Origin of the sequence: Bradyrhizobium sp. (assembly GCF_019244115.1) — a bacterium.
GTDB lineage: Bacteria > Pseudomonadota > Alphaproteobacteria > Rhizobiales > Xanthobacteraceae > Bradyrhizobium.
The window spans coordinates 55657-63911 of the sequence record NZ_JAFATE010000506.1 but is presented as its reverse complement, the minus strand read 5'-3'; the positions used below and the strand labels follow the sequence as shown (position 1 = coordinate 63911).

Here is an 8255-nt window from a genome sequence, read left to right as displayed (position 1 = left end):
ACACAATCGCGCCTCGCAGTCACAGTGCTTCGAACCAGCCCTTCCATCGTCGGCGGCGGAATGTCGCAGCAGGATGCCCCTGCCACTCGGTTTGACGTCCATGGCGCTTGTCGACATCGGCGCAAAGCGGCGGTCTGCCAAAAGGATTCGTCCGCCCCCTTTCGGTTACCATACGTGCCGAACTGCAACCAAATTGCTAACTGCCTACCGGCGGGATAGGCGTTGCGAAACCTTCGCATCTTCATGTCGGATTGGAGGCCGGTCGTTCGTCCTCTGGTTGCCAAGGAGGCAAAGCCATGCATGAGCACGCCGACATTGAAGAGAGCCAAATCAGGACGCTTCTCGAATCCTGGGCGGAAGCCGTCCGCCGGCACGATGTTCCAGCCATTCTCGCCCATCATGAGCGGGATATCGTGATGTTCGACTTGCCGCCGCCCCTGCAGTGCAAGGGGATCGAGGCGTACGAACAGACCTGGGACTTGATGTTCCGCTATCACAAGCCCGGAGCGGCCTTCGATATCGAAGAACTCAGCGTGACCGCAGGCCAGGACGTCGCCTTTGCGGTCGCGATCATGCGCTGTGGTCCCGACTCCTCCAGCAACCCCGCGGACAAGGACGGTTTCCTGTTTCGGCTGACCGTGGGTTTGCGCAAGGTCGCCGGCGACTGGCGTATCGCGCACGAGCATCACTCCGTACCTGCGACCGACTAGCGCATTGAGCAAGCACGCTGCGCTCGCCCTATCGCGCCATGAGCGCTTCCATCGCGTCGTTGGCATATCGCGGCGGCTTTCAACGCCGTGGTCAGCGCATCCGGCGTGCCAGCTATTCCTCGTCGGAACGCCCGCCGATCTGGTGCGGCGGTTCGTCATAACCGGCGCGGCTCGAGTAGAACACCAGCGCCATCAGTCCGATGCCGATGGCGAGCGAAAAGAAGATGCCGAGCGCCATCGCGATGTAGCCGTGGATCGAGATCGGCACGCCGGGATCAGTGGTCAAACCTGCGTAACCGAACCAGCCGGCGGCCGCGAGGATCGCCAGCAGCACAATGATGATGAGCCAGGAACCCGTTTTCATCCCGATCGAGCCACGCTTTTTGGCCCCCTCTGGAATTGATGTCCTGGGTCTGCATTGGTTCCAACGCAGGTCCAGGTTTCCGCATCGGGCATCCGCGGGTCGGCGAACGAAAGCCTATTGGCGGAGTTGCCGGTATGCGTCGAGGCAATCTCCCGCGGAACGCGCATGATGGCAATGGAGACGCCGATGAAGCAGACCGAACGACCGATCAACGGGATCGAACCGGAAAAATCCGAAGACGATATCCAGCGCGAGCAGCTTGGGCCGCGTGGCGTGCCCGGGGCGCCGGATCCCGCCAAGATGACGCCGCAGCGCGATAAGAAGACGCCGGCGACGGTCGATCCAGGACATACGGCCTGAGGCGGCTTGCATCTGCCGCTCCATGGGCTGAGGGGCTCCGCGCGTTTCGGCTTGCATCCGCAACCGACATCGTCGATCAACGTGCAAAGCGCCCGAATTTGGAGTGGAGCCGATGACCGCCACATACACGCGACGCACGATCTTGCGGAGCGCAGCGTCAGGCGGTGCCGCCCTGACCATCGGCGCTGATGGCGCCGCCTTCGCCCAGCAGCCGTCGGAGCGGCCCAACATCGTCTTCATTCTCGCCGACGACATGGGGCATGCGGATATTTCCTGCAATGGCCGCCGCGACTATGCGACGCCGAACATCGATCGCATCGCAGCGCGCGGCGCGCGCTTCACGCAAGGTTACGCCAACTCGCCGGTCTGCACCGCCTCGCGCGTCGCCATCATCACAGGCCGCTACCAAGTCCGCTTGCCGGTCGGGCTGGAAGAGCCGATCGCGCCGATCACCAAGCCCGGCATCGGCCTGCCGCCGGAGCATCCGACGCTGCCATCGCTGCTGAAGAAAGCGGGCTATGGCACGGCGCTGGTGGGCAAATGGCATCTCGGCAACCTGCCGGATTTCAGTCCGCAAAAGAGCGGCTACGATCATTTCTTCGGCTATCGCTCCGGCGTGGTCGACTACTTCCTGCATGTCAACAGCGCCGGCAACCCGGATCTCTGGGATGGCGATCAGCCGGTCGCGCAGGCCGGCTATTTGACGAGCCTGCTCGGCGATCGCGCGGTTAACGTGATCGCGGAGTATGCAAAGGCCCGCCAGCCGTTTCTGCTCAGCCTGCATTTCAGCGCGCCGCATTGGCCATGGGAGGGGCCGGACGATCAGGCCGAGTCCGAACGACTGGGTGGCCACAACCTGCGCGACTATGATGGCGGCTCGCGCGAGACCTACAAGCGGATGGTGCTCGCGCTGGACGAGCAGGTCGGCCGTGTCCTGAAGGCGATCGAGGACAACGGCCTCGATCGCAACACGATCGTCGTCTTCACCAGCGACAATGGCGGCGAGCGATTTTCCGACACCTGGCCCTTCAGCGGTCGAAAGACCGAGCTTCTGGAGGGCGGCTTGCGTATCCCTGCGCTGATCTCGTGGCCCGCGCGGATTCCCGCAGGCTTCGTCAGCGGGCAGGTGACCGCGAACATGGACTGGCTGCCGACGCTGTTGGCCGCCGCCGGCACGGCGCCGGATCCGGCTTACCCGTCCGACGGCATGAACCTGTTGCCGCAACTCGCTGACGGCGCGGCGGCGGTCGAGCGCCGGCTGTTCTGGCGCTACAAGTCGCTGTGGCAGCGCGCGGCGCGGATCGGCGACTGGAAATTCTTAAAGATTCTGGACAATACGTTTCTGTTCAACGTCGCCGATGATCCGATGGAGCGCGCCAACATGAAGGAGCGGCACAAGGATATCTATGATCGCCTCGTCGCGGAGTGGAACGCCTGGAACGCGACCATGCTGCCGGAGACGGCCACCAGCTTCACCGAGGGCAACACCGGCAAGCAGTGGGTGGACCGGCCCGGCGCAAAGCCGGTGACGCTCGATCCGGATCCCGAGCTCCGCTGAAGCGGTGGACGGGATCGAGCGGGTTCAGCCGTGGTTCAATGACTCGTCGATGGCCTGGGCCGAGGGCAGGGCAACAGGCGCGTATAGGCGTGCTGCGGACGACAAAATCCCTCTGACGTGTTGCCCTGTTCGACCACCTTGCCCCGCTGCTTCAGTCCGCGGGAGAGCCGGCTCGGGAAACGGGCGAGCATGTCATGCGGCGCATGCGGGGCTCAAGATCGATCGCTCAGTGACCCGGCACCAGCGCCAGCACGCGGAGCGGACTGCCCGAACCCTGCTTGATCTTCAGGGGAGCTGCGACGATCACCGCGCCTTTCGGCGGCAGCTCGTCGAGCCTTGTCAGGCATTGCAGCCCGTAGCGGCCTTTGCCGTGCATGTAGAAATGCGCGGGATAGGGCGGGTTGAAATGATGCGCCTGGCCGGCGTCAGTGCCGATCGTCTCGGTGCCAAATCCGTGCACGTCGCGGTCCTCGACCAGCCATTTCACCACCTCCGGGCTCGGGCCCGGGGTGTGCGCGCCGTCGTCGCGCAGGCCGGGATAATCCTTCAGCGACTTCTTCGACCAGTCGGTGCGGAGCAGCACCCAGCTGCCGGGTTCGATACGGCCATGCGCGGCCTCCCAGCGCTCGACGAAGGGAACGGTCAGGATGAAGTCGGGATCGTCGGCCGCTTCCTTCGAACAGTCGAGCACCGCGGCGGGTGCGATGAACTTTGCCGCCGGAATCGTGTCGACCGAATTGTCGGGCAGGTCCTTGCCCGAGACCCAGTGGATCGGCGCGTCGAAATGCGTGCCCGTGTGCTCGCCGACCGTAAAATTGTTCCAGTACCAGGCCGGGCCCCGCGCGTCGTAGCGCGACACCTCTTCGAGGCGGAACGGCGCGCATTGCCCGAATTCCGGCGGCAGCACGATGGTCGGAAATTCGCCCGACAGGGTCTGCGTCAGGTCGATGACGCGGATGGCACCGGACGAAACGGCACTGGCGAAAGCAAGAAGATCGGGCGTCGTCATGGTCGATCACCTTTCATTGCGAGCCGAGCTCGCGTCTGAGGGCCTTCGTACTGGCTTTCAATCGTCCGCGAATGCGCGCTCTGTCGCCGCACGGCGACTTTAGGTCTCGATGCGCCGTGCGTCAACGCAACGGTGATGGTTCGCTGGTTATATGCGATGGCATATTTCTGTCGAGCGACGTCAGCAGCCGACGGCCTGGGCGCAGCGTGGTCGATGCCCGGCCTGGTGATGCGAATGGCCCGGCTTGTACTGATATTTCCGCCGCTATCCTGCCTGTCCGAGCGCCGCGATGTCGGGCGCAAAGGGCTGTGACCATGCCAGTCGTCGTGGCGAGGCGCAGGCGACTGGCAATTGACATGCATATGCATATGTTTAGACATCAAGTAATTCGAAACGTCGCGGGGCAAGCGCGCGGCCTTCGCACCTGCTATTCTGGCTTCTCTATAGCGTGGCCATTTTTCGCCGCCGCGGGGCCGTTCGCGCACCAGGCGGAACGCATCATATCGATCAACCGGATGAGAGCATGTCATGGCTGAACGGTCTTTTGAACGCGAGGTTCAGGATCTCAAGCTTGGCGCCGGCGAGATCTTTCGCGGCGAGGGCATTTTGGCGATCACCAAGGCGCTGCTGCAGTCGGGCGTCGCCTATGTCGGCGGCTACCAGGGCTCGCCGATCTCGCATCTGATGGACGTGCTCGCCGATGCCAAGGATGTCATGCAGGACCTTGGTGTGCACTTTGAGACCTCGGCCTCGGAGGCCGCTGCTGCGGCGATGCTGTCGGCCTCGGTGATGTATCCGGTGCGCGGCGCGGTGACCTGGAAATCCACCGCCGGCACCAATGTCGCCTCCGACGCGCTGTCGAACCTCTCGTCCGGCGGCGTCATCGGCGGCGCGCTGATCGTGATCGGCGAGGACTTTGGCGAAGGCTCTTCGATCATGCAGGAGCGCTCGCATGCCTTTGCGATGAAGTCGCAGATCTGGCTGCTCGATCCCCGGCCGAACCTGCCCTCGATCGTCAAGGCGGTGGAGGACGGTTTTGAGCTGTCGGAGGCGTCCTCGACGCCCGTCATGCTCCAGGTTCGGATCCGCGCCTGCCACGTGCACGGTCAGTTCGTAGCCAAAGACAATCAGAAGCCGAAGCATACGTTGCGCGAGGCGCTGGAAAATCCGGTGCGCGATGTCAACCGCATCGTGCTGCCGCCGGCGAATTACCTGCACGAGAAGGACAAGCTGGAGCGGCGCTGGCCGGCCGCGGTCGAGTTCGTCAAGCAGCGGAAACTCAACGAGCTGTTCGGCCCCGGCGAGGGCGAGATCGGCATCGTGATGCTCGGCGGCATGTACAATTCGGTGATGCGCGCGCTGCAGCAGCTCGGACTTGCCGACGTGTATGGCTGCTCGCTTGTGCCGCTGTATGTCATGAATGTCGCCTATCCGTTGATCGACGACGAGCTCGTCGCGTTCTGCTCGGGGAAGACGGCGGTGCTGATGGTCGAGGAGGGCGCACCGGACTACATCGAGCAGGCACTGAACACCATTTTGTGCCGCCGCGACATCCAGACAAGAGTCTCCGGCAAGGACGTGCTGCCGATGGGCGGCGAGTATACCGCGCCCGTGATGCTCAAGGGCATCAGGGAGTTCATCTCCGTTCATGCGCGGACGCTCCTGCGCAACCAGCCGCCCGTGCCGGACCCGACGCCTGTTCTCAATGACCCGAAGATAAAGGCGCTGGCCAAGGTAGTGCCGCCCCGGCCGCCCGGCTTCTGCATCGGTTGTCCGGAGCGACCGATCTTTGCGGCGATGAAGCTCGTGGAGAAGGAACTCGGGCCGCACCATGTCTCCGCCGACATCGGCTGCCATCTGTTCTCGATCCTGCCGCCGTTCAACATCGGCGGCACGACGATGGGTTATGGGCTCGGCCCGGCCTCGGCATCGGCGTTCAACGTGGAGGCCGGCAAGCGGGCGATCGCGGTCATGGGCGACGGCGGCTTTTGGCACAACGGGCTGGCGTCCTCGGTCGGCAACGCCGTGTTCAACAAGCAGGACGGCGTCATCCTCGTCGTCGATAATTATTATTCCGCCGCGACCGGCGGCCAGGACATCATGTCCTCCCGCGCCCTCAATCCGCACCGCAAGACCAACAATTCGATCGTCAAGGCAGTCAAGGGCATCGGCGTCGAATGGGTGCGGCAGATCGACCACACCTATGATGTCGCGAAGATGCGCGACACTCTGCGCGAGGCGCTGACGACCAGGGAGAAGGGGCCAAAGGTCATCGTTGCCTCCTCGGAATGCATGCTGAACAAGCAGCGCCGCGTCCGCCCGCAATTCCTTAAAGCGGTCAAGAACGGCGAGCGCGTGGTGAAGCAGCGTTTTGGCGTCGACGAGGACGTCTGCACCGGCGATCACGCCTGCATCCGCCTGTCCGGCTGCCCGTCGCTGTCGGTCAAACACACCGACGATCCGCTCAAGGACGATCCGGTCGCCGCGATCGACAACAACTGCGTCGGCTGCGGCAATTGCGGCGAGGTCTCCGAGGCGGCGGTGCTGTGTCCGTCGTTCTATCGCGCCGACATTATCCACAATCCGAACTGGTGGGACCGCTTCGTCCATCGCATGCGCGGCGCCGTCATCGGCTGGCTGCAGCGCCGGCGCGAGGCGAGGCGGATCGTCTTCGCGGAGTAGAGGGGGCGGCCGTCGACCAGCATGCGACCAGCGAAGCGAGGCTTGCGAGCACAAAACCGCTGAGCATCGCCATTCTCGCGATGGGCGGACAGGGCGGCGGTGTGCTCACCGACTGGATCGTGGCGCTCGCCGAGGCGCAGGGCTTTGCGGCGCAGTCGACCTCGGTGCCCGGCGTCGCGCAGCGCACCGGAGCGACGATCTATTATATCGAGATGCTGCCGCCGCGGGACGGTGTCGCGCCGATCCTGTCGTTGATGCCGACCCCCGGCGATGTCGACGTCGTCATCGCCGCCGAGATGATGGAGGCGGGGCGATCGATCCTGCGCGGCCTGGTCACGCCGGACAAGACGGTGGTGATCGCGTCCACGCATCGCTCCTTTGCCGTCAGCGAGAAGGAGGTGCCGGGCGACGGCACCGGCGATCCGCGCGCCGTGGTCGATGCGGCCGATTTTGCGGCGAAGCGGACCATCGCCTTCGACATGGAGGCGCTGGCGCTCGAGAACGGCAGCGTGATATCAGCGGCGCTGTTCGGCGCGCTGGCGGCGGCCGCGGTGCTGCCATTCGACAGGAGCGCGTTCGAGGCGACGATCAGGGCCGCTGGCCGTGGCGCGGAAGCGAGCCTCAGGGCCTTTGATGCCGCCTACGCCCGTGCGCGCGACAAACCGCGGGATGACGTCGCCGCCGTCCCGCGCAAGCGGCTTGATCCGCTGCCGGACTTCGCCGGCCATCCATCGCTCGACAGACTGGTCGGCCGCATCCGTGCCGAATTCCCCGATGTCGCGCACGGCCTGTTGTTCGCCGGCGTGAAGCGCCTGGTCGACTTCCAGGACGTAGCCTATGCGAACGAGTATCTCGACCGGCTCGGTGCGCTCGTCGTTCGCGATCGCGAGCATGGCGGCGCCGCGGACGGCTTTGCCTTCACGGTCGCAGCGGCCAAATATGTCGCCGTCGCCATGGCCTATGACGACGTGATCCGCGTCGCCGATCTCAAGGTGCGCGGCGCGCGCTTTGCGCGGGTGCGCGCCGAGGTCGGCGCCAAGGCTGATCAGATCGTCTACACCACCGAATACCTGCACCCGCGCATGGACGAGGTCTGCGGCACGCTGCCGAAGCGGCTCGGGCAATGGATCGAGGATCGCCCAAGACTGTTCGCGGCGCTCGACCGGCTGGTCAACCGCGGCCGCCGCATGCGCACCGGCACGGTTGTCTGGTTCGCCAGCCTCTATCTCGTCTCGGGTTTGCGCGGAATGCGCCGCGGCACGCTGCGGCATTATCGCGAGCGGCTGCATCGCGAGGCCTGGCTCGGCGCCGCCACCGGCCTTTTGTCGTCGAACTACGATCTCGCGGTAGAGGCGTTGAAGTGCCGCCGCCTGGTCAAGGGCTATTCGGACACGCACGCGCGTGGCCAGTCGAAATTCGACCGGGTCATGGCGGCGCTGCCGCTGCTCGCGGGACGGCAGGACGGCGCGGACTGGCTCAGGCGGCTGTGCCAGGCCGCGCTGATGGACGAAGAGGGGCTCGCACTCGACGGCGCGTTGAAGACGGTCGCCACGCTGTAGGCTTTTTTCGGGG

At 64.8% G+C, this 8255-nt stretch carries 7 protein-coding genes; 5 read left to right on the top strand and 2 right to left on the bottom strand.

What is annotated here, in order from left to right; genetic code table 11:
- Positions 1-296 precede the first annotated feature (296 nt).
- Positions 297-710: a YybH family protein gene (locus JOZ76_RS22555; protein WP_291702022.1), complete on the top strand. Its 414-nt coding sequence runs from the start codon at positions 297-299 to the stop codon at positions 708-710.
- A 112-nt stretch (positions 711-822) separates the two neighbouring features.
- On the opposite strand, the gene JOZ76_RS22550 is transcribed toward JOZ76_RS22555, so the two are convergent.
- Positions 823-1074 carry a hypothetical protein gene (locus JOZ76_RS22550; RefSeq protein WP_291702020.1) on the bottom strand — a complete coding sequence of 84 codons (252 nt, stop codon included), beginning with the start codon at positions 1072-1074 and terminating at the stop codon, positions 823-825.
- 186 nt (positions 1075-1260) lie between these two features.
- Here JOZ76_RS22550 and JOZ76_RS22545 point away from each other — a divergent pair, with 186 nt between their 5' ends.
- Both JOZ76_RS22545 and JOZ76_RS22540 read left to right on the top strand, forming a co-directional pair.
- Positions 1261-1434, top strand: coding sequence for a hypothetical protein (locus JOZ76_RS22545; RefSeq protein WP_291702018.1), 174 nt, complete (start codon positions 1261-1263; stop codon positions 1432-1434).
- 112 nt (positions 1435-1546) lie between these two features.
- Positions 1547-2992, top strand: a complete 1446-nt coding sequence (locus tag JOZ76_RS22540) for a sulfatase family protein (protein ID WP_291702017.1) — start codon at positions 1547-1549, stop codon at positions 2990-2992.
- A gap of 226 nt (positions 2993-3218) precedes the next feature.
- On the opposite strand, the gene JOZ76_RS22535 is transcribed toward JOZ76_RS22540, so the two are convergent.
- On the bottom strand, positions 3219-4001 hold the full coding sequence (locus tag JOZ76_RS22535; protein WP_291702015.1) for a cyclase family protein: 783 nt from the start codon (positions 3999-4001) through the stop codon (positions 3219-3221).
- 528 nt (positions 4002-4529) lie between these two features.
- Here JOZ76_RS22535 and JOZ76_RS22530 point away from each other — a divergent pair.
- Together JOZ76_RS22530 and JOZ76_RS22525 are read left to right on the top strand one after the other, a co-directional pair.
- Positions 4530-6683: an indolepyruvate ferredoxin oxidoreductase subunit alpha gene (locus JOZ76_RS22530; RefSeq protein ID WP_291702013.1), complete on the top strand. Its 2154-nt coding sequence runs from the start codon at positions 4530-4532 to the stop codon at positions 6681-6683.
- Positions 6593-8242 carry an indolepyruvate oxidoreductase subunit beta family protein gene (locus tag JOZ76_RS22525; RefSeq protein ID WP_291702011.1) on the top strand — a complete coding sequence of 550 codons (1650 nt, stop codon included), beginning with the start codon at positions 6593-6595 and terminating at the stop codon, positions 8240-8242. Before JOZ76_RS22530 ends, JOZ76_RS22525 begins: the two co-directional genes overlap by 91 nt.
- The last annotated feature ends 13 nt before the right edge of the window (positions 8243-8255 follow it).

What these genes read in the sequence shown, in the direction of transcription:
- JOZ76_RS22540 (WP_291702017.1), top strand. Translation starts at nt 1,547, where the DNA reads ATGACCGCCACATACACGCGACGCACGATCTTGCGGAGCGCAGCGTCA.
- JOZ76_RS22550 (WP_291702020.1), bottom strand. Translation starts at nt 1,074, where the DNA reads ATGAAAACGGGTTCCTGGCTCATCATCATTGTGCTGCTGGCGATCCTC.
- JOZ76_RS22555 (WP_291702022.1), top strand. Translation starts at nt 297, where the DNA reads ATGCATGAGCACGCCGACATTGAAGAGAGCCAAATCAGGACGCTTCTC.
- JOZ76_RS22535 (WP_291702015.1), bottom strand. Translation starts at nt 4,001, where the DNA reads ATGACGACGCCCGATCTTCTTGCTTTCGCCAGTGCCGTTTCGTCCGGT.
- JOZ76_RS22545 (WP_291702018.1), top strand. Translation starts at nt 1,261, where the DNA reads ATGAAGCAGACCGAACGACCGATCAACGGGATCGAACCGGAAAAATCC.
- JOZ76_RS22530 (WP_291702013.1), top strand. Translation starts at nt 4,530, where the DNA reads ATGGCTGAACGGTCTTTTGAACGCGAGGTTCAGGATCTCAAGCTTGGC.